The 22346-nt window shown below is 70.2% G+C and carries 22 protein-coding genes and 1 tRNA gene; 13 read left to right on the forward strand and 10 right to left on the reverse strand.

Annotated features, from left to right (window positions below):
* The first annotated feature begins 347 nt into the window (after nucleotides 1–347).
* The 4 genes from nhaA (at nucleotide 348) to DY245_RS46195 (ending at nucleotide 3565) form a co-directional block, all read left to right on the forward strand.
* Nucleotides 348–1742 carry a Na+/H+ antiporter NhaA gene (gene nhaA, locus DY245_RS12655; protein ID WP_128506738.1) on the forward strand — a complete coding sequence of 465 codons (1395 nt, stop codon included), beginning with the start codon at nucleotides 348–350 and terminating at the stop codon, nucleotides 1740–1742.
* A 44-nt stretch (nucleotides 1743–1786) separates the two neighbouring features.
* The gene (locus DY245_RS12660) at nucleotides 1787–2245 is read left to right on the forward strand and encodes a phage holin family protein (RefSeq protein WP_128506740.1); all 459 of its coding nucleotides are present in this window, start codon (nucleotides 1787–1789) and stop codon (nucleotides 2243–2245) included.
* Entirely contained in the window at nucleotides 2242–3180 is a 939-nt protein-coding gene (locus DY245_RS12665; protein WP_128506742.1) for an alpha/beta fold hydrolase, read from the forward strand. Before DY245_RS12660 ends, DY245_RS12665 begins: the two co-directional genes overlap by 4 nt.
* A 187-nt stretch (nucleotides 3181–3367) precedes the next feature.
* A complete protein-coding gene (locus tag DY245_RS46195) occupies nucleotides 3368–3565 on the forward strand; it encodes a hypothetical protein (protein ID WP_128506744.1) in 198 nt (65 codons plus the stop codon).
* Between the two features lie 64 nt (nucleotides 3566–3629).
* Here DY245_RS46195 and DY245_RS12675 read toward each other — a convergent pair whose 3' ends face one another.
* Genes DY245_RS12675 through nth form a run of 3 tightly spaced genes read right to left on the reverse strand, consistent with a single transcriptional unit; the run spans nucleotide 3630 to nucleotide 6791 of the window.
* Complete coding sequence (locus DY245_RS12675; RefSeq protein ID WP_128506746.1) at nucleotides 3630–4829, reverse strand: MarP family serine protease; 1200 nt, start codon at nucleotides 4827–4829, stop codon at nucleotides 3630–3632.
* Nucleotides 4830–4842: 13 nt separating this feature from the next.
* A complete protein-coding gene (locus DY245_RS12680) occupies nucleotides 4843–5583 on the reverse strand; it encodes an NUDIX hydrolase (protein WP_128506748.1) in 741 nt (246 codons plus the stop codon).
* Nucleotides 5584–5642: 59 nt separating this feature from the next.
* On the reverse strand, nucleotides 5643–6791 hold the full coding sequence (gene nth, locus DY245_RS12685; RefSeq protein WP_128506751.1) for an endonuclease III: 1149 nt from the start codon (nucleotides 6789–6791) through the stop codon (nucleotides 5643–5645).
* A 317-nt stretch (nucleotides 6792–7108) separates the two neighbouring features.
* Between nth and DY245_RS12690 the strand changes: the two genes are divergently transcribed.
* Nucleotides 7109–7783 carry a Crp/Fnr family transcriptional regulator gene (locus tag DY245_RS12690; RefSeq protein ID WP_006604164.1) on the forward strand — a complete coding sequence of 225 codons (675 nt, stop codon included), beginning with the start codon at nucleotides 7109–7111 and terminating at the stop codon, nucleotides 7781–7783.
* A 94-nt stretch (nucleotides 7784–7877) separates the two neighbouring features.
* Nucleotides 7878–8687: a nucleotidyltransferase domain-containing protein gene (locus tag DY245_RS12695; protein ID WP_128506753.1), complete on the forward strand. Its 810-nt coding sequence runs from the start codon at nucleotides 7878–7880 to the stop codon at nucleotides 8685–8687.
* A gap of 74 nt (nucleotides 8688–8761) precedes the next feature.
* On the opposite strand, the gene DY245_RS12700 is transcribed toward DY245_RS12695, so the two are convergent.
* The 4 genes from DY245_RS12700 to sp36 form a co-directional block, all read right to left on the reverse strand.
* The gene (locus tag DY245_RS12700; RefSeq protein ID WP_128506755.1) at nucleotides 8762–9592 is read right to left on the reverse strand and encodes an MBL fold metallo-hydrolase; all 831 of its coding nucleotides are present in this window, start codon (nucleotides 9590–9592) and stop codon (nucleotides 8762–8764) included.
* Nucleotides 9589–10590: an NUDIX hydrolase gene (locus DY245_RS12705; protein ID WP_128506757.1), complete on the reverse strand. Its 1002-nt coding sequence runs from the start codon at nucleotides 10588–10590 to the stop codon at nucleotides 9589–9591. The genes DY245_RS12700 and DY245_RS12705 overlap by 4 nt, the downstream gene beginning before the upstream one ends.
* Before the next feature lie 179 nt (nucleotides 10591–10769).
* Nucleotides 10770–11234: a RidA family protein gene (locus DY245_RS12710; RefSeq protein WP_128506759.1), complete on the reverse strand. Its 465-nt coding sequence runs from the start codon at nucleotides 11232–11234 to the stop codon at nucleotides 10770–10772.
* Entirely contained in the window at nucleotides 11231–11392 is a 162-nt protein-coding gene (gene sp36 / locus DY245_RS12715; protein WP_003981536.1) for a Sp36 family protein, read from the reverse strand. The genes DY245_RS12710 and sp36 overlap by 4 nt, the downstream gene beginning before the upstream one ends.
* A gap of 208 nt (nucleotides 11393–11600) precedes the next feature.
* On the opposite strand from sp36, the gene bagA reads away from it, so the two are divergent.
* Both bagA and bagB read left to right on the forward strand, forming a co-directional pair.
* Nucleotides 11601–12662 carry an ATPase BagA gene (bagA, locus tag DY245_RS12720; protein ID WP_128506761.1) on the forward strand — a complete coding sequence of 354 codons (1062 nt, stop codon included), beginning with the start codon at nucleotides 11601–11603 and terminating at the stop codon, nucleotides 12660–12662.
* The gene (gene bagB, locus DY245_RS12725; RefSeq protein ID WP_128506764.1) at nucleotides 12659–14047 is read left to right on the forward strand and encodes an ATPase BagB; all 1389 of its coding nucleotides are present in this window, start codon (nucleotides 12659–12661) and stop codon (nucleotides 14045–14047) included. Before bagA ends, bagB begins: the two co-directional genes overlap by 4 nt.
* A gap of 354 nt (nucleotides 14048–14401) precedes the next feature.
* Here bagB and DY245_RS12730 read toward each other — a convergent pair whose 3' ends face one another.
* Together DY245_RS12730 and DY245_RS46200 are read right to left on the reverse strand one after the other, a co-directional pair.
* Nucleotides 14402–14743 (reverse strand): WhiB family transcriptional regulator, encoded by a 342-nt coding sequence (locus DY245_RS12730; protein WP_030412585.1) that lies wholly within the window; start codon nucleotides 14741–14743, stop codon nucleotides 14402–14404.
* Between the two features lie 195 nt (nucleotides 14744–14938).
* Entirely contained in the window at nucleotides 14939–15448 is a 510-nt protein-coding gene (locus DY245_RS46200) for a hypothetical protein (RefSeq protein ID WP_244943005.1), read from the reverse strand.
* Between the two features lie 453 nt (nucleotides 15449–15901).
* Between DY245_RS46200 and DY245_RS12745 the strand changes: the two genes are divergently transcribed.
* Complete coding sequence (locus DY245_RS12745) at nucleotides 15902–18103, forward strand: transglycosylase domain-containing protein (RefSeq protein ID WP_128506766.1); 2202 nt, start codon at nucleotides 15902–15904, stop codon at nucleotides 18101–18103.
* A gap of 116 nt (nucleotides 18104–18219) precedes the next feature.
* Here DY245_RS12745 and DY245_RS12750 read toward each other — a convergent pair whose 3' ends face one another.
* A complete protein-coding gene (locus DY245_RS12750) occupies nucleotides 18220–18684 on the reverse strand; it encodes a GatB/YqeY domain-containing protein (protein WP_128506768.1) in 465 nt (154 codons plus the stop codon).
* A 119-nt stretch (nucleotides 18685–18803) separates the two neighbouring features.
* Here DY245_RS12750 and DY245_RS12755 point away from each other — a divergent pair, with 119 nt between their 5' ends.
* From DY245_RS12755 to DY245_RS12770, 4 genes are all read left to right on the forward strand, one after another.
* Nucleotides 18804–19730 carry a metallophosphoesterase gene (locus DY245_RS12755; protein WP_181923651.1) on the forward strand — a complete coding sequence of 309 codons (927 nt, stop codon included), beginning with the start codon at nucleotides 18804–18806 and terminating at the stop codon, nucleotides 19728–19730.
* Between the two features lie 239 nt (nucleotides 19731–19969).
* The gene (locus tag DY245_RS12760; RefSeq protein ID WP_128506772.1) at nucleotides 19970–20707 is read left to right on the forward strand and encodes a Pr6Pr family membrane protein; all 738 of its coding nucleotides are present in this window, start codon (nucleotides 19970–19972) and stop codon (nucleotides 20705–20707) included.
* Nucleotides 20708–20719: 12 nt separating this feature from the next.
* Nucleotides 20720–20793, forward strand: a tRNA-Pro gene (locus tag DY245_RS12765).
* Between the two features lie 210 nt (nucleotides 20794–21003).
* Nucleotides 21004–22329 (forward strand): HNH endonuclease, encoded by a 1326-nt coding sequence (locus tag DY245_RS12770; protein WP_128506774.1) that lies wholly within the window; start codon nucleotides 21004–21006, stop codon nucleotides 22327–22329.
* Nucleotides 22330–22346: the final 17 nt, after the last annotated feature.

The raw sequence follows: 22346 nt of genomic DNA on the forward strand, positions 1-22346 counted from the left end.
CGCAAAGGGGGCACCCGGCCACTACGGCCGGGTGCCCCCTCGTCGTGTCCCGGCGGCTCGCCCCTGGGGGGTGCCCTTGGGTGGTGCCCCTCCAGCAGCCCGACGCCCGGTTTGCCCGTAAAGTGAGGCCACCGGATAGCCCCTGCCGCCCGCCGGGTAAAGTAGGAGCCGCGTCAATGACACGCTAAGAAACTCTGGGTGCGCCGGGAAGTCTGGTCGGCAACTGCAACAGCCGTACACAGCTGCCGAAGGCCGGAGGTCACCCCCGTGAGCGCGCGAAGCAAGCGAACGATCAACAGGTGCGCGCTGCGCGAATGCCAGCCCGCCGAGCGCAGCGAGGCCGGCGCATGAGCGCCCCCAACAGCCGCCGTTCCATATTTCTCGGACGGATGTCCCTGCCCGAGCGGAACTTCATCGCGGATGCGCTCCGCGCCGAGACCGTGGGCGGCATTCTCCTCCTCGCCGCCGCCGTCGCGGCCCTGATCTGGGCAAACACCCTCGGCGCGAGCTACGAATCGGTCCGCGGCTTCCATCTCGGCCCGGCCTCGTTGGGCCTGGATCTGTCCATACAGCACTGGGTCGGCAACGGCCTGCTCGCGCTCTTCTTCTTCGTCGCCGGCATCGAGCTCAAGCGCGAACTCGTCGCCGGCGAGCTGCGCGACCGCCGGGCCGCCGCACTCCCCGTGATCGCCGCGGTCTGCGGAATGGCGATGCCGGCGGCCGTCTACTTCACCGTCAACAGCATCGGCGGCGGCTCACTGCAGGGCTGGGCGGTCCCCACCGCCACCGACATCGCCTTCGCGCTCGCCGTACTCGCCGTCATCGGTACATCCCTGCCCGCCGCGCTGCGCGCCTTCCTGCTCACGCTCGCCGTCGTCGACGACCTCTTCGCGATCCTGATCATCGCGATCTTCTTCACCTCGAAGATCAACTTCCTGGCGCTCGGCCTCGCCGTCGTCGGCCTGGCGATCTTCTATCTGCTGCTGCGCAAGGGCGTCCGGGGCTGGTACGTCTACGTCCCGCTCGCCCTGGTCATCTGGGCCCTGATGGAGAACAGCGGGGTGCACGCCACCATCGCCGGCGTCGCCATGGGCCTGATGCTGCGCTGCACCCGCCGCGACGGCGAGACCCGGTCCCCCGGCGAGCACATCGAGCACCTGGTCCGGCCGCTCTCGGCCGGTCTCGCCGTACCGCTGTTCGCCCTCTTCTCCGCCGGCGTGTCCATCTCCGGCGGCGCGGTCCATGACGTCTTCACCCGGCCGGAGACGCTCGGCGTCGTACTCGGCCTGATAGTCGGCAAGGCGCTGGGCATCTTCGGCGGTACGTGGCTCACCGCCCGCTTCACCAAGGCCGAACTCAACCCCGACCTCAAGTGGCCGGACGTCTTCGCCGTCGCCTCCCTGGCCGGTATCGGCTTCACCGTCTCCCTGCTCATCGGCGAACTCGCCTTCGCCAAGGACCTCGCACTGGCCGACGAGATCAAGGCCTCCGTGCTGATCGGTTCGCTGCTCGCGGCCGTCTTCGCGGGCATCCTCCTCAAGATCCGTAACGCCAAGTACCGGAAGCTGTGCGAGGAAGAGGAGCGGGACGAGGACCGGGACGGCATCCCCGACATCTACGAACTCGACAAGCCGGAGTACCACCTGCGGATGGCGGCGATCCACGAAGCCAAGGCCGCGGAACACCGGCGGCTTGCCGAAGTGGCCTCCAGCTCGCACGCCGGAGACGATGGTCCGGCATGATCTGAGAGGCTTTGCATCCGGGTGACGAGATGAGGGAGACGGCGATGAGCGCAGCCGACGACGGCGCGGACCGCAGCCTCGGGCAGCTGGTGGCCTCGGCCACCGCCGAGATGTCCGCACTGGTGCACGACGAGATCGCGCTGGCCAAGGCGGAGCTGCGGCAGGACGCCAAGCGGGCGGGCATCGGCAGCGCCGCGTTCATGGTGGCCGGGGCGCTGGCGCTGTTCGCGCTGCCGGTGCTGAGCTTCGCGGCGGCGTACGGCATCCACAACCTCGGCCTCGGGCTGGCCTGGTCCTTCCTGATCGTGGGCGGCGCCTTCCTGGTCCTCGCCGGGCTGCTGGCCCTCATCGCGATGGCCAAGATCAAGAAGATCAAGAAGCCGGAGAAGTCCATGATCTCCGCCAGGGAGACCGCGGCCGTGCTGCAGAAGGCCAAGCCGCACCCGCGCCTGGCGCCTGCGGAACACCCGGTGCTGGAGTCTGTGACACGCTCGTCGGTATGACAGCCCCTGACAGCACCGCCTCGGTCGTACGGCTCGGCATCCCCTGCGGGAAAGAGGTGTCGCACCGCGATGTCGCGGCCAATGGCGCGCGCTTCCACATCGCCGAGATGGGTGACGGCCCACTGGTGCTGCTGCTGCACGGCTTCCCACAGTTCTGGTGGACCTGGCGGCACCAGCTCCCGGCCCTCGCCGAGGCGGGCTTTCGCGCGGTGGCGATGGACCTGCGGGGCGTCGGCGGCAGCGACCGCACCCCGCGCGGCTACGACCCGGCGAACCTCGCCCTGGACATCACCGGCGTCATCCGGTCCCTGGGCGAGCCGGACGCCGCGCTCGTCGGGCACGACCTCGGGGGCTATCTCGCCTGGACGGCCGCGGTGATGCGGCCCAAGCTGGTGCGCCGGCTCGCGGTGGCCTCGATGCCGCACCCGCGGCGCTGGCGCTCGGCGATGCTCGCCGACGTCCGGCAGAGCGCCCAGAGTTCGCACATCTGGAACTTCCAGCGGCCCTGGCTGCCGGAGCGCCGGCTGGTGGCGGACGACGCGGCGCTGGTGGGCCGGATGATCCGCGACTGGTCCGGGCCCCGGCTGCCGGAGGACGACGCGATCGCCGTCTACCAGCGGGCGATGTGCATCCCCTCGACGGCGCACTGCTCGATCGAGCCGTACCGCTGGATGGTGCGGTCGATGGCCCGCCCCGACGGTATCCAGTTCAACCGCCGGATGAAGATGCCCGTACGGGTCCCGACGCTGCATCTGCACGGTTCGCTGGACCCGGTGATGCGCACCCGCAGCGCGGCCGGCTCCGGCGAGTACGTCGAAGCCCCCTACCGCTGGCGGCTGTTCGACGGGCTGGGGCACTTCCCGCACGAGGAGGACCCGGTGGCCTTCTCGACAGAGCTGATCAACTGGCTGAAGGACCCGGAACCGGACCGGTAACAGGCCGTTCGTCCCCGCTCGTTCGGGACGTCGCGCCCCGCTCAGCGGGCGGGGCGAACCGCTTGGCGGGACTGGTTCGCGTTCGGTTCGAACGTTCGTATGGCGAACGGCCACTTGCCCGGCGCATAGGCCAATTGGCGGTCCACGAGGCGGTTACGGACCTTGGGGCACGGGCAGAGTCGAGGGTATGGGCTGGACGCACGACTACCGTGACGTGGCACGCAACCGCCGCAGCAGTGCCGCTGCAGTGGGCACTCAGGACAGGGGCACTCCGGACCTCGGGCCCGGCGATTCCCCCGATCCGGGGCACCCGATGGGCATTCCGCGCATCCTGCGCCGCAGAGCGCGCTGGATGAGCGCGCGCCTGCGCCATCCCCGCACCTGAGCCACGGCACCGCCGGCAGGGCGCGGGAAGCCCTTCTCCCCGCGCCTGACGCGCCCCCGAAGACTCAGATCGCGCAGCCCTGGCTGTTGACCTGCTGCTGGGCCGTACGCCCCGTGAGAACGTCCTGACGGACCTCGTCGGCGGTCAGCGCGTAGCCGGTGCGCGAGTCGTCCAGCGACTTCGCGAAGACGACGCCGTAGACCTCACCCTTCGGGGTGAGCAGCGGGCCACCAGAGTTGCCCTGCCGGACCGTGGCGTAGAGCGAGTAGACATCGCGGCCGACCGTGCCGCGGTGGTAGATGTCCGGGCCGTTGGCCTGGATACGGCCGCGGATACGGGCGGCGCGGACGTCATAGCCACCGTTCTCCGGGAAGCCGGCGACGATGGCGTCCTTGCCACTGCTCGCGTCCGAGTCGGCGAACCGCAGTGCCGGGGCGTCCAGCGAGGGCACATCCAGGACAGCGATATCGCGCTGCCAGTCGTAGAGCACGACCTTGGCGTCGTACGTACGGCCCTCGCCGCCCACCTGGACGGTCGGCTCGCTCACGCCGCCGACGACATGGGCGTTGGTCATCACGCGGTGCCGCCCGAAGACGAAGCCGCTGCCTTCGAGGACCTTGCCGCAGCTGGGGGCCGTGCCGACGACCTTGACGATGCTGCGCCTGGCGTGCGCCGCCACCGGGCTGCTGGCCAACTGGGGGTCGGGCGCCGGCACATTGTTGATCGGTTCGTTGGAGAACGGCGTGAAGACCTGTGGGAAGCCGTTCTGCGCGAGCACCGAGGAGAAGTCCGCGAACCAGGTGCTGGCCTGTGGGGGCATCACCCGGGACACCCCGAGCAGCACCTTGGAGTTACGGACCTCCTTGCCGAGCGTCGGCAGGGACGTACCGGCCAGCGCGGAGCCGATCAGCCATGCGACCAGCAGCATCGCCAGGACGTTGACCAGCGCGCCACCGGTCGCGTCCAGCGCTCTCGCCGGTGACCAGGTGATGTGGCGGCGCAGTTTGTTGCCCAGATGGGTGGTGAGCGCCTGGCCCACCGATGCGCAGACGATCACGATGGCGACCGCCGCGATGGCCGCGAAGGTGTTGGGCGTCGCATCGCCGGTGATCTCGTTCCAGATCACGGGCAGCACATAGACCGCGATCAGGCCGCCTCCGAGGAAGCCGATCACGGACAGGATGCCGACGACAAAACCTTGCCGATAGCCGACGATCGCGAACCACACGGCCGCGACCAGCAGCAGGATGTCCAGGACGTTCACGCCGGACACCGTCTCACGAGCGCCAGTCGAGCGGGACCTGCTTGTCACGGTCCCACGGAATCTCCCACCCCGAGTAGTGCAGGATCCGGTCGATCACACCGGCCGTAAAGCCCCAGACCAGGGCGTTCTCGACAAGAAATGCCGGCCCGATGTGGCCACTGGGATGGCGCGTTGTCACACGATGGGCGGGGTCCGTGAGATCCGCCACGGGAACCGTGAACACCCGGGCGGTCTCGGCCTGGTCGACCGCGCCGACCGGGGTCGGCCGGCGCCACCACCCCAGGACGGGCGTCACCACGAAGCCGCTGACGGGGATGTAGAGCCGCGGCAGCACGCCGAAGACCTGCACACCGGACGGGTCGAGGCCGGTCTCCTCCTGGGCCTCACGCAGCGCCGCCCGCACCGGGCCGGGCCCGTCGGGGTCGCCGTCCTCCGGATCGAGGGCGCCACCGGGGAAGGAGGGCTGACCGGCATGCGAGCGCAGGGTGCCGGCCCGCTCCATCAGGAGCAGCTCGGGGCCGCGGGGGCCGTGGCCGAAGAGGATCAGCACCGCGGACTGCCGGCCGCCGCTCTCCGGCGGCAGAAAGCGGCTGAGCTGGCGCGGCTCGATCGTGCCGGCCGCGCGGGCCACCGGGGCCAGCCACTCGGGCAGACCGTCGGCGGTGACCGTGACCTCCCGGCCGGATGCCGCGCCGGTCGCCGCCTCGCGGACGCCCGCCTCCTCGCCGTACTGCTGCTCCCGTGCACTCCTCATACGCGCCTCTCAGGTCTGGCTTCGGTCGTCGGTCCCCCGAGGGGGTGTCGCGGCTGCCGTCATGAAGCGCCCACCGGGGGCGCCATCGGAGGCGCGGGCTGCCCCGGATAGTCGGCCGGTGGCTTCAGCCGCTGCCCCGGCTGGCCGCCCAGCTCGTACTTGAGCAGCTTCTTCGCCTTCTCCGGGTCCGTCTCGCCCTCGCCGTACGCGGGGCACAGCGGGGCGATGGCGCAGGCGCCGCAGGCGGGCTTGCGGGAGTGGCAGACGCGGCGGCCGTGGAAGACGACACGGTGCGAGAGCATCGTCCACTCGCTCTCGGGGAAGATCGCGGCGACATCCGCCTCGACCTTCTCGGCGTCCTCGGCGGTGGTCCAGCCGAAGCGGCGGGCCAGGCGGCCGAAATGGGTGTCGACGGTGATGCCGGGGACACCGAAGGCGTTGCCCAGCACCACATTGGCGGTCTTGCGGCCGACCCCGGGGAGCGTCACAAGATCCTCCAGGCGGCCCGGCACCTCGCCGCCGAAGCGGTCGCGCAGTGCGGCCGACAGCCCCAGCAGCGACTTCGTCTTGGCCCGGAAGAAGCCGGTCGGCCGGATCAGCTCCTCCAGCCGCTCCGGGTCCATCGCGGCCATGTCCTCGGGCGTCGGGCAGACCGCGAACAGGCGCGGGGTGGTCTGGTTGACCCTCAGGTCGGTGGTCTGCGCGGACAGCACCGTGGCGACCAGCAGCTCGAAGGGGTTGGTGAAGTCCAGCTCGGGATGGGCGTACGGATACAGCTCGGCCAGCTCGTGGTTGATCTGGTGGGCCCGCCGCACCATGGCGGCCCGCGACTCGCGCTTGAACGCGGGGGCCTTCTTGGCCGGGGTCTTCTTGGCGGGGGTCTTCTTGGCGGCTGTCTTTTTCGCCGCGGCGCTCTTGGCGGCCGTCTTCTTCGCCGCGGCGCTCTTAGCGGCCGTCTTCTTCGCAGCGGTCTTCTTGGCGGGAGCCGGCTCAGCGGCCACGGCGGTCTTCTTGGCTACGGCCTTCTTCACAGCGGCCTTCTTCGTGACGGCCTTCTTCGCCGCGGCCTTCTTGGCCGCCGCCGGCTTCTCGGGGGTTGCGTTCACGGCGGCCTTCTTCCCTGCCGAGGTCTTGCCTACCGGGCTCGTGTCCTGCGCCGCCGGCCGCGACGCGCCGGATTTCCGGACTGTAGGCTTCCGGTCCGGCATCACCCCGGAGGGCGATTTGTTACTTTTATCCGAATTCGAGGCTTCGCCGGACGGCTGTTCGCCCACAGCGGAATCACGCCCTGCGCTCACTCGTCCGGCCCCCCAGTCCTCTGCTCTCACCGGCGTATTGGACACTCGGCCAGACTAAGGCCACCCACTGACATCCGGCTTGATCACCAGGATTCGTGACCCCAATCGGCCCCCTGCCTTATGGCGCGGGGCACCGGTCCGGCAAACTTGTGATTGATCGCACTGTTTTGCATTCCGGCATGATGGGGACCACAGTCCCCCGGAGCATGTCGACAAGGAGAGATCTCGTGGACGACGTTCTGCGGCGCGCACCGCTCTTCGCGGCGCTCGATGACGAGCAGGCGGCTGAGCTGCGCGCCTCTATGGGAGAGGTCACGCTTGCCCGCGGCGACGCCCTGTTCCACGAAGGGGACCCCGGCGACCGCCTGTACGTGGTCACCGAGGGCAAGGTGAAGCTGCACCGCACCTCACCGGACGGCCGGGAGAACATGCTCGCCGTCCTCGGCCCCGGAGAGCTGATCGGTGAGCTCTCGCTCTTCGACCCGGGCCCGCGCACGGCCACCGCATCCGCGCTCACCGAGGTCAAGCTCCTCGGCCTGGGCCACGGTGACCTTCAGCCCTGGCTCAATGCCCGGCCCGAGGTCGCCACCGCGCTGCTGCGCGCGGTCGCCCGCCGGCTGCGCAAGACCAACGACCAGATGTCCGACCTGGTCTTCTCGGACGTGCCGGGCCGCGTGGCGCGCGCCCTGCTCGACCTGTCGCGCCGCTTCGGCGTGCAGTCCGAAGAAGGCATCCACGTCGTGCACGACCTGACGCAGGAGGAGCTGGCCCAGCTGGTCGGCGCCTCCCGCGAGACGGTCAACAAGGCCCTCGCCGACTTCGCGGGCCGCGGCTGGCTGCGCCTGGAGGCGCGCGCCGTGATCCTGCTGGACGTCGAGCGGCTGGCCAAGCGCTCGCGCTGACGCCGGCTCGTAGACAGCCGCGAAGGGCCCCGCTCCGGCGGGGCCCTTCGCAATTGGCTCGCGGGACCGCCCACCCCCTCGCGATAGTTGCGCCATGACCAACGGGACGGGGCTCGACCAGGACGGCTACTTCGTACGGGAAGGGTCCCTGGACCGCGTATCCGCGCGGTTCGCGCCCGTCGTGGCGGAGCTCCGCGCGCGGCTCACCGACCACTTCGGCCCCGACCGCCTGCACAGCAGCTATCTCTACGGCAGCATCCCGCGCGGCACCGCCGTCCCCGGCGTCTCCGACCTCGATGCGCTGCTCGCCCTGCGGGAGGAGCCCACCGACGCCGACCGCGCCGCCGCCCGCGCCATCGAGGACGCGCTGGACGCCGCCTTCCCGCAGGTCGACGGCGCGGGGATCCTGCTGTGCGGCGTGGACCACGTGCTGAGCGAGCTGGAGCGCTACGACGCGGCGTGGTTCGTGGCCTGTCTGTGCACCCCGCTCAGCGGCCCGGACCTCGCCGCGCGGCTGCCCCGCTACCGCCCCACCTCGCTCCTCGCCCGCGAGACCAACGGCGACCTCTTCCGCGGCCTGCCCGGTCTGCGCGAGAAGGCCGCGGCGGCCACCACGGAGGCCGAACGCACCCGGCTGACCCGGGGCGTGGCGCGTCGGCTCGTACGGACCGGATTCACGCTGGTCATGCCGCGCTGGGGCGGCTGGACGAGCGATCTCACCGAGTCCGCCGAGGTGTTCGCCCGCTACTACCCGGCGCACGCCGATCAGATGCGCGCCGCGGCGCGCGCCGCCCGGACGCCGGCCGCGTACCCCGCGCTGCTCGACGAGCTGCTCACCGGCCTCGCGCCCTGGCTGGCCGACACGTACCTGGCCGTCCACGGGGCGAAGGCCCCCCGCCCGTAGGGACGCTGACGGAGCCTCTCAGCCGCCCTCTGGGAGCTCTACGGCCCCGCCCCGGGATCACCCCCCGGACCAGCTCAGATCAGCCCGTGCTCGCCCAGATACTCCAGCTGTGCCCGCACCGACAGCTCGGCGGCCGGCCACAAGGAGCGGTCGACGTCGGCGTAGACGCTCGCCACGACCTCGGCGGGGGTGCGATGGCCCGCCTCGACCGCGGTCTCCACCTGGGCGAGCCGGTGGGCACGGTGCGCCAGATAGAACTCCACCGCCCCCTGGGCGTCGTTCAGCACCGGCCCATGGCCCGGCAGGACCGTCGACACACCGTCGTCGACCGTGAGGGAGCGCAGCCGGCGCAGCGAGTCCAGGTAGTCGCCCAGCCGCCCGTCGGGGTGCGCGACCATGGTGGTGCCGCGCCCCAGGATCGTGTCGCCGGTCAGGACCGCGCCGTCGGCCGGGAGGTGGAAGGACAGTGAGTCCGCGGTGTGGCCCGGTGTGGGCACCACGCGCAGTTCCAGGCCTCCGCTGGTGATGACCTCGCCCGCGTCGAGCCCCTCGTCGCCGAGGCGCAGCGCAGGGTCCAGCGCCCGTACGGCCGAACGGGTCAGCTCGGCGAACCGGGCGGCTCCGTCGGAGTGGTCCGGGTGACCGTGGGTCAGCAGGGTCAGCGCGATGCGTTTGCCGGCCCGCTCGGCGGTGTCGATGACGGCCCGGAGGTGGCCCTCGTCGAGCGGCCCCGGGTCGATGACGACGGCGAGGTCGGAGTCCGGCTCGGCGACGATCCAGGTGTTGGTGCCGTCCAGCGTCATCGCCGACGGGTTGGGCGCCAGCACACAGTGGGCGCGCGCGGTGGCCGGCCCGGAGATCACTCCGCCACGGGGCTGGCCGGGAAGGGCGGCTGCTTCGGTCATGTGGGGGTCCCTCCCGAGGGGCCGGGGCTGTCTGAGGGGCCGTCGGGTCCGCCGCCCCCAGGAGCACCGGTCGCAGCGTCGTTCTGCGTGATGTGCTTGGTGAATTCGTCGTGCCCAGGCCAGCTCAGCTCGATCGCGCCGTTCACGAGCCGCGCACGGGCCAGCACCGGCGTCAGGTCCTGGGCCTCCGCGGCGGCCAGCGCGTCCGCGGTGGTGGCGTACGGCTGGAGCCCGCGCAGCGTCGCGATCGTCGGCGGCATCATCAGCAGCTCACCGCGGTCGTAGCCGGCAGCTGCCTCCTCCGGGCGGATCCACACGGCGAGGTCCGCCTCTGAGGAGGCGATGGGGGTGCCCCCGGTCGAACGCAGTTGAGACTGGGGGATTGTCGGAGGTCCTTGGGGGAGGGTGCGCTGGCCCTCGGGCAGCGCGGCGACGAAGAACCAGGTGTCGTAACGCCGCGGCTCGAACTCCGGGGTGATCCACCGGGCCCAGGCGCCCAGCAGGTCGGAGCGCAGGACCAGGCCGCGGCGGCCCAGGAAGTCGGCGAAGGACAGCTCATGGGCGACCAGCGCCGCGCGGTCCCGCTCCCAGTCCTCGCCCGTCGTGTCCGCGACGACCGTGTCGGCCGAGGCGCCCGCGAGCAGCACCCCCGCCTCCTCGAACGTCTCGCGTACCGCCGCGCAGACGATGGCCTGGGCGGTGGCCGGATCGACGCCCATACGGACCGCCCACTGGGCCCGCGAGGGACCGGCCCAGGCCACCGGCCGTTCGTCGCGTGGATCGACGGAGCCGCCCGGATAGGCGTACGCGCCTCCGGCGAAGGCCATGGAGGCGCGTCTGCGCAGCATATGGACGGCGGGGCCGCCGGAGCCGTCCCGCAGCAGCAGGACGGTCGCGGCCCGCCGGGGCTCGGCAGGGGTCAGCTCGCCGTTCGCGAGTGCCCGGATGCGGTCCGGCCACTCCGGCGGGTACCACTGGCCATTGGTCGTGGACGACATGGCCGGATGCTATGCGCTCGCGCGCGGATGTTCGAGGGGCATTTTCCCGCCGGGTTCCTCGCCGGTTTCCTCGCCGGTTCCTCACCGGTCCTCGTCCGGTTCCTCACCGGGGGCCCCTGCAACGAGGGACCCCCTGGCGTGAGGCGCGCGCTCCGGGCGTGCCCGGCCTCGCGCACCGCCTATTCGGCGATCTCGACCTGGATCTCGACCTCGACCGGCGCGTCGAGCGGCAGCACCGCCACGCCCACCGCGGACCGGGCGTGCACGCCCTTGTCGCCGAGGATCTCGCCCAGCAGCTCACTGGCGCCGTTGAGGACGGCCGGCTGGCCGGTGAAGTCCGGCGCGGAGGCCACGAAACCGACGACCTTCACGACCCGCTGGATCTTGTCGAGGTCGCCGATGACGGACTTCACGGCGGCCAGCGCGTTGAGCGCGCAGGTCGCGGCGAGTTCCTTGGCCTGCTCCGCGCCGACCTCGGCGCCGACCTTGCCGGTGGCCGGCAGCGCGCCGTCCACCATGGGCAGCTGGCCGGAGGTGAAGACGTACGAGCCGGAGCGCACCGCGGGCTGGTACGTGGCCAGCGGCGGCACGACGTGCGGCAGCTTCAGGCCGAGCGATGCGATCTTGTCCTCTACCGCGCTCACGCCTGCTTCTCCCGCTTCAGGTAGGCCACCAACTGCTCAGGGTTGTTCGGGCCCGGCACGACCTGGACCAGCTCCCAGCCGTCCTCGCCCCAGGTGTCCAGAATCTGCTTCGTCGCGTGCACGAGCAGCGGCACGGTCACGTATTCCCACTTGGTCATGGGCCGAGCGTAATGCCTGTCCACGGCGGCGGTGGACGCCGTCCGCCGTGGCCCGCCCGCGCCCGCCCGACGCGGCGTACGGCCAGGCAGCCGCCGAGCCCCTACGGCGCATCCCTGACCGGACCCGGACCCCTCACGGGCGGATCTCCGGGTCATTCCAGGCGTATCCCGTGCGTAGCCGGGACGCGGACTGGTTAGGCTCCTTGGCGTGAGCAGGCTCCATGTCGTCAGCGGCAAGGGCGGCACCGGCAAGACCACGGTCGCCGCTGCCCTCGCCCTCGCCCTGGCCACCGAGGGGCGCCGTACCCTCCTGGTCGAGGTCGAGGGCCGGCAGGGCATTGCCCAGCTGTTCGAGACCGAAGCGCTTCCGTACGAGGAACGCAAGATCGCCGTAGGACCCGCGTCCGAGGACGCCTCGCGATGGGGGTCCCCCCGGACGGAGTCCGGCAGAGATTCCCCTCGGGGCGGTGGCGGGAGACGGGCGGGCGGCGAGGTCCACGCCCTGGCCATCGATGCCGAACGCGCCCTCCTGGACTACCTCCAGATGTTCTACAAGCTCGGCAGCGCCGGCCGGGCGCTCAAGAAGCTCGGCGCGATCGACTTCGCCACGACCATCGCGCCGGGCCTGCGGGACGTCCTGCTGACCGGCAAGGCGTGCGAGGCGGTCCGCCGCAAGGACAAGAGCGGCAAGTTCGTCTACGACGCGGTCGTGATGGACGCCCCGCCGACCGGCCGCATCACCCGCTTCCTGAACGTCAACGACGAGGTGGCCGGACTCGCCAAGATCGGCCCGATCCACAATCAGGCGCAGGCCGTGATGCGGGTCCTCAAGTCGCCCGAGACCGCGGTGCATCTGGTGACGCTCCTGGAGGAGATGCCGGTCCAGGAGACCGCGGACGGCGTCGAGGAGCTGCGCGCCGCCGGCATCTCCGTGGGCAGCATCGTCATCAACATGACCCGCCCGGCCCTGCTGGACAACGGCGACCTCGACATCATCGCCGCCCGTGGGGCCCGTACGGGCGTCGCCAAGGCGCTCTCCCAGGCCGGACTGGGCGGTGCCCGCCGCGGCGGCCTGGCGGACCGGCTGATCGACCCCCTGCTGGAGCAGGCGCGCGAACACGCCGAACGGGTCGAGCTGGAGCGCGCCGAGCACGCCGAGCTGACCGCAATCGGCCTGCCCACCTACGAGTTGGAGCTGCTCCCCGAGGGAGTGGACCTCGCCGGGCTCTACCACCTGGCGAGAGACCTTCGGAAACAGAGGCCCATATGACCTCGGACGACACGACGCTGGACGCCTCGGCCCCGTGGCTCGAGGTCGATGCGCTGATCGACAACCCGCGCACCCGCATCGTGGTGTGCTGCGGCTCGGGCGGCGTCGGCAAGACCACGACCGCCGCGGCGCTGGGTGTACGCGCCGCCGAGCGCGGCCGCAAGGTCGTCGTGCTGACCATCGACCCGGCCAGGCGGCTGGCGCAGTCGATGGGCATCTCCGAGCTCGACAACGTCCCGCGCCAGGTCAAGGGCGTGGACGAGACCGCGGGCGGCGAACTGCACGCGATGATGCTGGACATGAAGCGCACCTTCGACGAGATCGTCGAGGGCCATGCGGACGCCGACCGCGCCCGCGCCATCCTGGAGAACCCCTTCTACCAATCCCTGTCGGCCGGTTTCGCGGGCACGCAGGAGTACATGGCCATGGAGAAGCTCGGCCAGCTCCGCGCGAGCGACGAGTGGGATCTGATCATTGTCGACACTCCTCCGAGCCGCTCCGCACTGGACTTCCTGGATGCGCCCAAGCGCCTCGGCTCCTTCCTGGACGGCAAGTTCATCCGGGTACTGATGGCGCCGGCGAAGGTCGGCGGCCGGGCCGGCATGAAGTTCCTCAACGTCGGCATGTCGATGATGACCGGCACCCTCAGCAAGCTCATGGGCGGTCAACTGCTGCGCGATGTGCAGACGTTCGTCGCCGCGATGGACACCATGTTCGGCGGCTTCCGCACCCGCGCGGACGCCACCTACCGCCTGTTGCAGGCGCCCGGCACGGCGTTCCTCGTGGTGGCCGCTCCGGAGCGGGACGCGCTGCGGGAGGCGGCGTACTTCGTCGAGCGGCTGGCCGCCGAACAGATGCCGCTGGCCGGCCTCGTACTCAACCGGGTGCACGGCAGCGGCGCCGCGCAACTGAGCGCCGAGCGCGCGCTGGCCGCCGCGGAGGCCCTGACGGAGCGGATGGCGGAGGACGCCGACGCCGATCCCGACCGTGCCGAAAATAATCTTGAACCAACCGGCATTGTGGATCTCGACGGCGGGAAGGCTGGATCACGTAACGCCGGCGGCCTCTCCCCCGCTGCCGCGGCGGAGCATGTGGCACCCACTTCGGCCTCGGCGGCTCAACTGGCCGCCGGGCTGCTACGACTGCACGCGGAACGTATGCAGGTCCTCTCACGCGAACGCCGCACCCGGGACCGCTTCACCGCACTGCATCCCGAGGTCCCGGTGACGGAGGTCGCCGCGCTGCCCGGCGATGTCCATGACCTTGCCGGCCTGCGCGCAATCGGCGACCGCCTGGCACTGAACGGCACGGACACCGACGACACGCACAGCGACAACACCGACAGCCACGACGCACACAGCGACGACACGCACGGCAACGACTGAAGCCGTACAGCCGGCCCAGGCACCCCACCCACCGCACCACGGCGATGTGACGCACTCAACAGCGCACGCCCACAAGGGCACACACCCTCAACAGCGCACGCCCACAAGGGCACACACCCTCAACAGCGCACGCCCACAAGGGCACAGACCCTCAACAGCGCACGCACCAAACGGCGCACGCACTCGCCGGTGCGACCGTCCCGAACGCCGCGGCCGACCCCTACAACACAGCCGGCCGGTCGGCCTGCCGACCCCAGGGCACACCCCAGTCGCTGACGGCACCCAGCGTCTGACCGATCAGACCGCGCCACCAGCCGATAGCTTCTCGGCCAACTTCGGCCGCGGAGCCCTCAGTTATCCGACCGCGGCGTACTCGTCGAAGGTCTCGTCCTCGCAGTCCATCGGCAGAATGCCGGTGCTGCGCTCGTATTCCGTACGTGCTGTCTCCAACAGGCGACGCCATGACGTCACGGTCGGGCGGCGGCGCAGCAGCGCCCTCCGCTCGCGCTCGGTCATCCCGCCCCACACGCCGAACTCCACCCGGTTGTCCAGGGCGTCGGCCAGGCACTCCGTGCGCACCGGACATCCGGTGCACACCGCCTTGGCGCGGTTTTGCGCCGCCCCTTGAACGAACAGTTCATCCGGATCGGTAGTGCGGCAGGCTGCCTGTGCACTCCAGTCGGTTACCCAGCTCATGCTGGCGCCGTCCTCTCCCGAATCGAGGCTCCCCCACGGCGGCAATCGGCATATTCACCGTTGCCAGTTGAGGACGTTACGGAAGGCAGGCAGGGCGCAACACCCCCTTCGGGCCCAATCTTGAATGGCCCGAACGGACTATGCGTACGCGGCAGATCACCCAACGGAGTGACCGCACGACATACGTCACTTTGCTCACAAGGCAGGACGGTTCATCGTCCTGACGCGGGATTTCTGTCGACACACGCGGGCACGTGGGGGCGCGGTCCGCACGGGAGTAGGGGTTGACGAACTGACGCGTAACCATTCCGCTGTGGCAGCTGAGAACAGGCTAAACGAACAGGTGCGCCCCTGTCCGGCGATTGAGGACGTAGGCGCCTCACGTTGCCAAGCTGTCAAGTCTCCGGTGATCAGACCTCCATTGACCGCCCGCTGCCAGAGCCTGTGGTGCCATTCGTTGGCGTCGGGCTCGGGCTTGGTGACGAGCACCGGATTCGGACCGGTCTCGATGAGGTGCAGCAGTGACCAGGCGACGCCGTAGCAGTCGTCCGGGCCGAAGCACGCGACCAGCGCCCTGGCCTCTTGCGCCGTGACCGGCCTGGAGATCGCCTCAAGCTGGCGGACCCTCCTGTCTATCTCTTCCTCGCTCGCATCCCAGTCAGGGAGAGGGCCATCGGCAACGAACTCCTGCACTTCCGGTCTCATGTTCGAATGATCAGCTGCCGTCGCTCTCCACAGCAGGGCAGCCTGGATCTGCGTGCGGGTCAGCCGTGCGGCCCTTACGGGAGTCGGTGCGGCCTGTCCAGCGGGAGCGGGGAGCCGGCCGCGTCGTCGGTGACGGGGTGCTTTGCCGGCAGCCGGCCAAAGGCGTCGGCCAGGGCGACGTCGTGATGGCGTTCGGCCGGTCGATTCCGCCACAGATCACGTTGCCCCTCCCCAGGGTGCAGGTGTTTGCGCTGGTCACGAGCGCATGCGGGCCGCGCAGCGACCTGATCGCCGGCCTCAACCGCCACCACCATGAACCAGGACCGCGCAGCGATCTTCCTTCAGGCGTTGTTGCCTGCCCGGCTGCCCTTGGATGTCACGGTCCGGTACTCGAACATCCCGAAGAGCCCCTGCCCCTGCGGAACGTCGCCAACAACGGATTAGGCTGCCCTCATGCCTAAGAAGCGCGATGGCGGAGGTCTGTCCAAGACGCAGCAGGCCGCCAAGTTCCTCGGTGTCAGCGTCCTGGCCGGAGCGGTGCTTGCCGGCCTCGCGCTCCCGGCGGCCGGGGCGCTCGGCCTGACGGCCAAGGGGTCGGTCGAGGGCTTCGACGACATCCCGGCGAACCTCAAGACGCCGCCGCTCAGCCAGCGGACCACCATTCTGGACGCCGACGGCGGCGAGATCGCCAAGACCTACTCCCGCGACCGCACGGTCATCGGCCTCAAGGACATGTCGCCGTACATCCAGAAGGCGATCGTCGCGATCGAGGACGCGCGCTTCTACGAGCACGGCGCCATCGATATGAAGGGCATCCTGCGCGCGCTCAACAAGAACGCGCAGACAGGCGGCGTCTCCGAGGGCGCCTCGACGCTGACCCAGCAGTATGTGAAGAACGTCTTCATCGAGGAGGCGGGCGACAACGCGGACAAGGTTGCGCAGGCCACCCAGCAGACGATCGGCCGCAAGGTCAAAGAGCTCAAGTACGCGATCCAGATCGAGAAGGAGCTCGGCAAGCGCAAGATCTTGCAGAACTACCTCAACATCACGTTCTTCGGGCAGCAGGCCTACGGCATCGAGGCGGCCGCCCAGCGCTACTTCAGCAAGCACGCCAAGGACCTGAGCTTGGAGGAGTCGGCCCTGCTGGCCGGCATCGTCCAGTCGCCGAGCCGCTACGACCCGGTCAACGACCCGCAGGAAGCCACCCGGCGGCGCAACACCGTCCTTCAGCGGATGGCCGATCTCAAGGACATCACCCAGGAGCAGGCCGACGCCGCCGCCAAGAAGCCGATCAAGCTCGCGGTCAGCCGCCCCAAGAACGGCTGCATCACCGCCACCAACGGCGCCGGCTTCTTCTGTGACTACATCCGCAAGGTCTTTCTCAACGACAAGGCTTTCGGAAAGAACCGGAAAGTCCGCTTGCAGCGCTGGAACGAGGGCGGCATGACCATCCGCACCACCCTCGACCCGCAGACCCAGAAGTCGATCCAGGCGTCGATCAGCGATCACGTCTACGACGACGACCCGGTCGCCAGCGCCGCCACCATCGTCGAACCGGGCACCGGCAAGATCCTCGGCATGGGCCAGTCGCGCCCGTACGGCTTCCGCGAGAACCAGACCGTGATCAACCTCTCGGTGGACCACGACATGGGCGGTGGCGCCGGATACCAGCCCGGATCGACCTTCAAGCCGGTGATCGCGGCGGCCGCCCTCGAACAGGGGACGAGCCCGGAGCAGGAGTACCCCTCGCCGTACCGGATGCCGTATCCGAGCCCCGTCCAGACCTGCGACGGCGAGTGGCAGGGCACGGACACCACCAAGAACGAGAACAAGGAAGAGGTCGGCCCGTACGCCATGAAGGAGGCGACCGCGAAGTCGGTCAACACCTACTTCGTGCAGCTGATCAGCGATATGGGCATCTGCCCCGCGGTCAAGATGGCCCAGAAGATGGGCATCGAGCGGGCCGACGGCAAGCCGTTGCAGCAAGTTCCGTCGATGACGCTCGGCGTGCAGGAGATGTCACCGCTGACGATGGCGACCGGTTACGCCGCCTTCGCCAACGGCGGCCAGTACTGCTCTCCCGTCGCCATCGAGTCGATCACCGACGCGCGGGGCCGGGCGATGAAGGTCCCGCAGACCAGCTGCCACAGCGCGATGTCCAAGAAGACCGCGGACACGATCAACACCCTCCTCAAGGGCGTCGTCGAGGACGGCACCGGCAAGGAGGCCGGCCTCAAGGGCCGCGACAGCGCCGGCAAGACCGGCACCAGCGACAGCCGCTACGCCGCCTGGTTCGTCGGCTACACCCCGAACGCGGCCGGCGCGGTCTGGGTCGGCGACCCGCAGCACAAGCGCAAGATGTACAACATCACCATCGGCGGCGTCCCGCACGACAAGGTCTACGGCGCCGACACCCCCGGCCCCATCTGGCGCGATGCGATGACCGGCGCCCTGGCCAACCGGCCCGCGCCCGCCCTGCCCACCGTCCCGATCGACGACCCCGCCAAGGACACGGAAAAGAACCAGGGCGACGACGGCGACAAGGGCGGCAAGCACAAGCCCGGCCGCGGCGGCCACGGCGGCGACAACAAGCCGGGCGGCGGCTGGCACATTCCGGGCTGGCCCGACGTACTGGGCGGCGGCAACGGCGGCTGATAACCCGCTGGTTGGCCCGTACGAGCCCATAGCGCACGAACAAGCAGGGGCGCCCCCACACCACCGGGGGCGCCCCTCACCTTTCCCTGACGTCCCTCAAGACGTCATCCGACTGATCAGACGGCCAACAGCTTCTTCACCACCGCGGCCACCCGGCCGCCCTCGGCCCGGCCCGCCACCTTCGGGTTGACGATCTTCATGACGGCGCCCATCGCCCGCGGCCCCTCGGCGCCGGCACCCTTGGCCTCTGCCACGGCCGCCGCGACCAGCTGCTCCAGCTCGTCGTCGGTCAGCTGCTTGGGCAGATACTCCGCGAGCACCTCACCCTCGGCGCGCTCCCGCTCGGCCTGCGCGGCGCGGCCGCCCTTCTCGAAGGCGTCAGCGGCCTCGCGGCGCTTCTTCGCCTCCCGCGTGATGATCTTCTCGACCTCGCCGTCGGACAGCTCGCGCGCCTCGGTGCCCGCGACCTCCTCCTTCTGGATCGCGGTCAGCGTGAGACGAAGGGTGGAGGAACGCAGCTCGTCGCGCGCCTTGATCGCGATGGTGAGGTCGTCCTTCAGCTTGGACTTGAGCGTGGTCATGCCGTCGAGTATGCCCCCACCCACCGACAATCGCCGCGCCTTTTCCCCCCACGCCCCGCCGCGCCCGCCGCCCGCCCTCCCGCTGCAGCCACCCCCGCCACTCTGCGACGATGGGAACCATGCGCGCGCGATACGGAGTACCTCTGACCCTGACCGCAGTCGGCGCGGCCGGCCTGGCCTACGCCGCCGGCTTCGAAGTCCGCTCGTTCCGCCTCCGGCGCGTCACCGTGCCCGTACTGCCCCGCGGCATGCGGCCGTTGCGCGTCCTGCAGGTCTCCGACATCCACATGGTCAGCGGCCAGCGCAAGAAGCAGCGCTGGCTCCAGTCGCTCGCCGGACTGCGCCCCGACTTCGTCATCAACACGGGCGACAACCTCTCCGACCCCGAAGGCGTCCCCGAGACGCTGGACGCGCTCGGCCCGCTGATGGAGTTCCCCGGCGCGTACGTCTTCGGCTCCAACGACTACTACGGCCCCAAGCTGCGCAACCCCGCGCGCTATCTGATCGAACGCGCCCAGGGCCGGCACGGCCTCAACGGCAACGCGCCCGTCGTGGGCGCCGTCCACAACCCGTGGGAAGACCTGCGCGACGCCTTCGACACGGCCGGCTGGGTCGGCCTGTCCAATTCCCGCGGCCGCCTCAAGCTGGACGGCATCGAGATCGCCCTGACCGGCCTGGACGACCCGCACATCAAGCGCGACCGCTACGCCGAGGTGGCCGGCGGCCCGGAATCCGGCGCCGATCTCTCCCTGGCCGTGGTGCACGCCCCCTACCTGCGCACCCTGGACGCCTTCACCGCCGACGGCTATCCGCTGATCCTGGCCGGCCACACCCACGGCGGCCAGCTCTGCATCCCCTTCTACGGCGCCCTGGTCACCAACTGCGACATCGACACCGACCGCGTCAAGGGCCTGTCCACCCACACCGCCGGCGCCCACACCTCCTACCTCCACGTCTCCGCAGGCTGCGGCACCAACCGCTACACCCCGGTCCGCTTCGCCTGCCCCCCGGAGGCGACACTGCTGACACTTACGGCGCGGGGCTGAGGCGGGGCTAGGAGCCGACGGGCGGGTGGACCGGCTGAGGCGTAGGGGTCACGCGCGTACGGAGTGATGCGGCGAGGGATCTCCCAGCCCGGGCTCTCCTCCTGGCCCGGGGTCTCCTCCCGGCCCGGGGCCTCCTCTTCTGGCCGGGGCCTCCTCCCTGCCCGGGAAGGCTCGCCTCCCCCCGAGACTCGCCCCGATCGGAGCTCCCCACCCGCCGATCATCCCCCTAACGTGGAGGAATGTCCGACCCCACCCGGACCTCGCAGTCCGCACGCCACGCCACCGGCCCGGCCGGAGCCGCCGCCCGCACCCCGGCAGCAGCCGTAGCCCCTGCCATCCGCCGCCCCCGAGTGGCCGCCTTCCGCATCCTGATCACCCTGGCCGCCCTGACCGGCCTCCTCCTGGAAGCCCTCAGCACCCCCGGCGCGGCCCCCGCTCATCTCCTGGCCTCCTTCACCGTGCAGGCCAACATCGCCGTAGCGCTGGTCTCCGTCTGCTCCGCCCACCGCGCCTGGACCGGCCGCAGCCCCGTGAGCCCCCGCATCACGGGCGCACTCCTCTCCTTCCTCACCCTCACGGCCCTCCTCCACCACGCCCTCCCGGCCCCCGACTCCACCGCCTTCACGCTGCCCGCCGGCACCGGCCCCATCACCACCGCCCAAGCCATCTCCCACCAGCTCCTCCACACACTCACCCCCCTCGCCGCCCTCGCCGACTGGCTGCTGTTCACCACCCCCCGCGGCTTCCGCCTGCCCCACGCCTGGCAGTGGCCGGCCTACCCCCTCCTCTACCTCTCCTTCACCCTCGCCTTCCCCACCACCACAGGCACGCCCTCCCCCACCCTCACCACCGCCCTGACCATCGCCCTGGCGATCTGCCTCCTCCCCTTGATCACCATCGCGATCGACCAGGTCAGGCCCTCTCCCCGGCTCCACAACAACCGGATTTCGCCTACGGGGATCGGTCCGCTAAAGTAGAGCTCGTTGCTTCGGGGTGTAGCGCAGCTTGGCAGCGCGCTTCGTTCGGGACGAAGAGGTCGTGGGTTCAAATCCCGCCACCCCGACTGAAGGAACAACAGGTCAGGGGCCTGATCCGCTCAGCGGGTCGGGCCCCTGATTCGTTCCTGGAGATCGTTTGGGAGAAATCCGGGAGAAGATCTTGGTCAAGGTCTCCCAGTGCGCAATCACCGGGAAGGCGTGACGCACGCCTCACGCAACTGACCGCACCTGCGCGTTCGCAAACCCAGCCGCCAACTCGCCTCTGAGGACTGCTTGTGGACGAGGACTTAGCCGCTGAGGCCGCCAACGCCGCAGAGCCGGCGGGGCGCTCCTGCGCGATCTGCGGCACGGCGATGGAGTACTGGCGGCCGCGCAGCCAGAAGTACTGCTCCGACCCGTGCCGCACCGCGGCCGCCAAGAAGCAGCGGACGGAACGGCCGAAGGGGGACTCGCCGAAGGTGCGCCGCCCCAAGGCGACACTCACACCGGGTACGCCGCCAGTTCCTGACCCAGCCAGGACCCGCAAGGTCCCTGGAGACCCGCACTGGAATCCCATCCTGGCAGCTGCCGGGCGCGCCATCGGCGGCGAACCGTGCCGGATCTGCGGGGAGCCCGTGCCGAGGAAGGCCCACTGGGAACACCGGGACCGCCATGTCTGCTCCAGCCGGTGCAACGACAACCTCAAGCGCCTCACGAAGACCAGGATCCGGCGCGGTGAGATCGACCTCCTTGCCATACCCGAGCCGGCTGACCGGTCCGCCGCCAAGTCCGAGCAGCGCGCTCAGCTCAGCCAGGAGCGGGCGCCACAGGTCTTTCGTACGCGGGAAGCGGACGCCGACTTCCCGTACGAGTTTCGCGGGCTCGGCCCCATATCCGGCGACATCGTCGAGCGGAACGGGTCAGTCACCGCTTACGCCACTGCCGCCAGTCTGGCAGCCGACCACATCGTCGCTCTCGTACGAAACCACTCGGACGGCGACGAGGAGCCCATGATCGCGCTGCATGAGCAGAGCGGTTCCTGTCTCGCCTATACCGACAGCGTGGTGTGGTGGGGCGGAGCGGCTGACCACCGGGACCGGCTGCATCTGGGGCAGCGGTTCCGAGGCATCGACGGCAACAGCTGGATCTGGCAGAACGAAGCGATCCGTGATCTGGACTCCGAGGGCCGGAAGTACACGTGGGAGGCGTACGTCTGTCTCGCCGAGACGACCACGCCCATTCTCTGGACTCCGGCCTACTCGGCTCGCTCCGCCAAGCAGCTGCGCATCAGACGTGCCCGCAACAGCTACCAGGCCCGCATGCGGGAGCGAGGAGTGCTCAACGCGGCGGCGGACGGCGTCGACCCGTACGAGATCTACGAACGCGACCAGTGGATCTGCCAGTTGTGCCATCAGACCATCGATTCGGCCGTGCAGTGGCCCGATTTGAGGTCCGCCACTCTCGATCACATCAAGCCGGTCACGCTGGGAGGTGCACACACAGTCGTGAACCTCCAAGCCGCCCACTGGGTCTGCAACGTCCGCAAGGGGGATGCCTGGGGGCCAGGCGCGCAACAGGGCAGCGCAACGGGAACACCCTTTCAGGTGAGGGAAGTTGACTGATCAGTAGAGTTGCCAGA

Origin of the sequence: Streptomyces inhibens (assembly GCF_003389455.1) — a bacterium.
Lineage (GTDB): Bacteria > Actinomycetota > Actinomycetes > Streptomycetales > Streptomycetaceae > Streptomyces > Streptomyces inhibens.

Bases quoted from the DNA above. Each gene is read 5' to 3' on its own strand.
- DY245_RS12730 (WP_030412585.1), bottom strand. From the start codon at position 14,743: ATGAGCTGGGTAACCGACTGGAGTGCACAGGCAGCCTGCCGCACTACC.
- DY245_RS12700 (WP_128506755.1), bottom strand. From the start codon at position 9,592: ATGACCGAAGCAGCCGCCCTTCCCGGCCAGCCCCGTGGCGGAGTGATC.
- nth (WP_128506751.1), bottom strand. From the start codon at position 6,791: ATGCCGGACCGGAAGCCTACAGTCCGGAAATCCGGCGCGTCGCGGCCG.
- nhaA (WP_128506738.1), top strand. From the start codon at position 348: ATGAGCGCCCCCAACAGCCGCCGTTCCATATTTCTCGGACGGATGTCC.
- DY245_RS12755 (WP_181923651.1), top strand. From the start codon at position 18,804: ATGCGCGCGCGATACGGAGTACCTCTGACCCTGACCGCAGTCGGCGCG.
- DY245_RS12750 (WP_128506768.1), bottom strand. From the start codon at position 18,684: ATGACCACGCTCAAGTCCAAGCTGAAGGACGACCTCACCATCGCGATC.
- DY245_RS12665 (WP_128506742.1), top strand. From the start codon at position 2,242: ATGACAGCCCCTGACAGCACCGCCTCGGTCGTACGGCTCGGCATCCCC.
- DY245_RS12660 (WP_128506740.1), top strand. From the start codon at position 1,787: ATGAGCGCAGCCGACGACGGCGCGGACCGCAGCCTCGGGCAGCTGGTG.
- DY245_RS12680 (WP_128506748.1), bottom strand. From the start codon at position 5,583: ATGAGGAGTGCACGGGAGCAGCAGTACGGCGAGGAGGCGGGCGTCCGC.
- DY245_RS12760 (WP_128506772.1), top strand. From the start codon at position 19,970: ATGTCCGACCCCACCCGGACCTCGCAGTCCGCACGCCACGCCACCGGC.
- DY245_RS12745 (WP_128506766.1), top strand. From the start codon at position 15,902: ATGCCTAAGAAGCGCGATGGCGGAGGTCTGTCCAAGACGCAGCAGGCC.
- DY245_RS46200 (WP_244943005.1), bottom strand. From the start codon at position 15,448: ATGAGACCGGAAGTGCAGGAGTTCGTTGCCGATGGCCCTCTCCCTGAC.
- sp36 (WP_003981536.1), bottom strand. From the start codon at position 11,392: ATGACCAAGTGGGAATACGTGACCGTGCCGCTGCTCGTGCACGCGACG.
- DY245_RS12705 (WP_128506757.1), bottom strand. From the start codon at position 10,590: ATGTCGTCCACGACCAATGGCCAGTGGTACCCGCCGGAGTGGCCGGAC.
- bagB (WP_128506764.1), top strand. From the start codon at position 12,659: ATGACCTCGGACGACACGACGCTGGACGCCTCGGCCCCGTGGCTCGAG.
- DY245_RS46195 (WP_128506744.1), top strand. From the start codon at position 3,368: ATGGGCTGGACGCACGACTACCGTGACGTGGCACGCAACCGCCGCAGC.
- DY245_RS12695 (WP_128506753.1), top strand. From the start codon at position 7,878: ATGACCAACGGGACGGGGCTCGACCAGGACGGCTACTTCGTACGGGAA.